The sequence below is a fragment of the Candidatus Magnetaquicoccus inordinatus genome, assembly GCF_004217665.1.
Lineage (GTDB): Bacteria > Pseudomonadota > Magnetococcia > Magnetococcales > Magnetaquicoccaceae > Magnetaquicoccus > Magnetaquicoccus inordinatus.
Genome location: NZ_RXIU01000387.1, coordinates 1 through 1,758, shown reverse-complemented (window position 1 = coordinate 1,758; position 1,758 = coordinate 1). Strand labels below are relative to the sequence as shown.

3 protein-coding genes are annotated in these 1,758 nt (G+C 54.4%); all 3 read right to left on the bottom strand.

Translation table 11 applies throughout. From position 1 onward, the window contains the following. On the bottom strand, window positions 1–268 hold a 268-nt coding region (locus EJP87_RS15895), incomplete at its 3' end, for a PilZ domain-containing protein (RefSeq protein ID WP_130472829.1). Window positions 269–270: 2 nt separating this feature from the next. Further along, window positions 271–1,263 (bottom strand): adenosine kinase, encoded by a 993-nt coding sequence (locus EJP87_RS15890; RefSeq protein ID WP_130472828.1) that lies wholly within the window; start codon window positions 1,261–1,263, stop codon window positions 271–273. Window positions 1,264–1,326: 63 nt separating this feature from the next. Beyond that, the coding region (locus EJP87_RS15885) for an inositol monophosphatase family protein (RefSeq protein WP_320412247.1) at window positions 1,327–1,758 on the bottom strand (432 nt) is incomplete at its 5' end.

The following is a 1,758-nucleotide window of genomic DNA, read 5'->3' as shown; positions in this document are numbered from 1 at the left end:
GGATGGCAGCACCCCGATGCAAATTGGATTGCACGACCACTCCCGCCAGACGAATTTCAATATCGCCCAGAACCAATGTGCCACTGATCTCTTCACCCTTTTCTGGCAGGGGATCACTCCAGAAAAGCATGCCACGCAGGCTGATGTCATCGAAAGCTCCGTGATATTCTCCTTCACTGCTGGCGAGGGTCAATTGATGACGAAATTCAACGCGCGAAAAGTGACGGCGATCCCTGGGATTGCTGGATGCTTCGGAGTCGGTGCTCATAATCAGTGCTCCTGTTGATTCAAGATAGTACGTGCTTGACCGGCTTTGAGTCGGGCTCCGGCCTGGGTAACCAGTTGTGCAGAGGCTCGGCAGGCCAAATGACCAGCCTGTTGTAAGGTCATACCGTGAGTGATACCATAGAGCAAGGCGCCAGCAAAGAGATCACCGGCACCATTGCTGTCAATGGCTTGTACGGGAAGAGCAGGAATCTCTATCCATTCACCCTGATAACCGATAGCAGCACCACGTCCCCCCAAGGTCAAACCAACCAATTGGGCCAAACTGCTTAACTGCCGTTGTGCTTCGCCGAGAGTCTGGCAACCGGTAAAGGCCATGGCCTCACTTTCGTTGCAGAATAACAGATCAAGGCCCAGCTCGGTAATGGCCTCCAACCCAGAGCGAAAATAGGTGATCATGCTGGTATCTGAAAAGGTCAGGGCCGTTTTCACCTTTTGCTGGCGCGCCAGACGCGCTGCAGCCACTGTCGCCTCTCTCCCGCTCGGCGAGGAGACCAGATACCCTTCAATATACAGATATTCCGCTTGTGCCAAAACATCGGGCGCCAGTTGTGTGCTGGAAAATTGTTCGGAAATGCCCAGGTGGGTACACATGGTCCGTTCGGCGTCCGGGGTAATGAATACCAGACAGCGACCGGTTGTTCCCAGAGGGCGCGGTGGATCGAGTTGGTTGTCCACACCATCACTGCGCATGGCTTGGGCAAAAAAGTCACCGGCTTCATCCTGGGCCACCTGACAGGAGTAAAATCCCCGTCCACCAAATTGTGCCAGACCGATCAAGGTGTTGGCAGCAGAGCCACCACAGGCGCGATGGCAAGCCAGGCCATGGAGTTGTTGCAGCAGTTGCTGTTGGCGTGTCTCATCCACCAGGGTCATACTGCCTTTTTGCAAACCTGCTTGGATCAGGAAAGTATCGTCAACCTGGAATTCCATATCCACTAAAGCATGGCCAATACCATAGACATCATAGCGTTTCATGCGTGAGTTCCTGCATTATAGGGGTTGATTGCTGCATGGAGAGAGCATGTGATGGCGAGAGCATCATGCCACAGCCTGCCGGTCCGGGGAAAGAGGTGTAGCCTGCAGATAGCGCAACAATGCGCCATGGAGAAAACCGTTGCTGGCCAATACAGAACGGACTTTGGGGCTGCGTTGGTTGAAGGAAAAGGGTTGACCATCTTTGTGACTGATGTTGCCACCCGCCTCTTGCAGGAGCAGGGCTCCGGCGCAAAAGTCCCATTCATTTTTTGGGGTCAAGGTAAAGGTCAAGTCAAAGCGTCCCGCTGCCACCAAAGCCAACTTATAGGCGATGGAACCCATAGGGGTTATGGCGAGCTCCTGATTGAAGCGAGCCCACTCTCCCCGTTGTGTCTCCGAGCGACTGGCCAGGCAGCTTGCTCCCGGCAACTGGTTTTGTTTTGAGGTGGTAATTGCTGCTCCGTTCAGGTATGCACCGCCATTCCGGCTGGCGGT

Excerpts from the sequence above, each read along its gene's own strand:
- EJP87_RS15890 (WP_130472828.1), bottom strand. The coding sequence starts at position 1,263 with ATGAAACGCTATGATGTCTATGGTATTGGCCATGCTTTAGTGGATATG.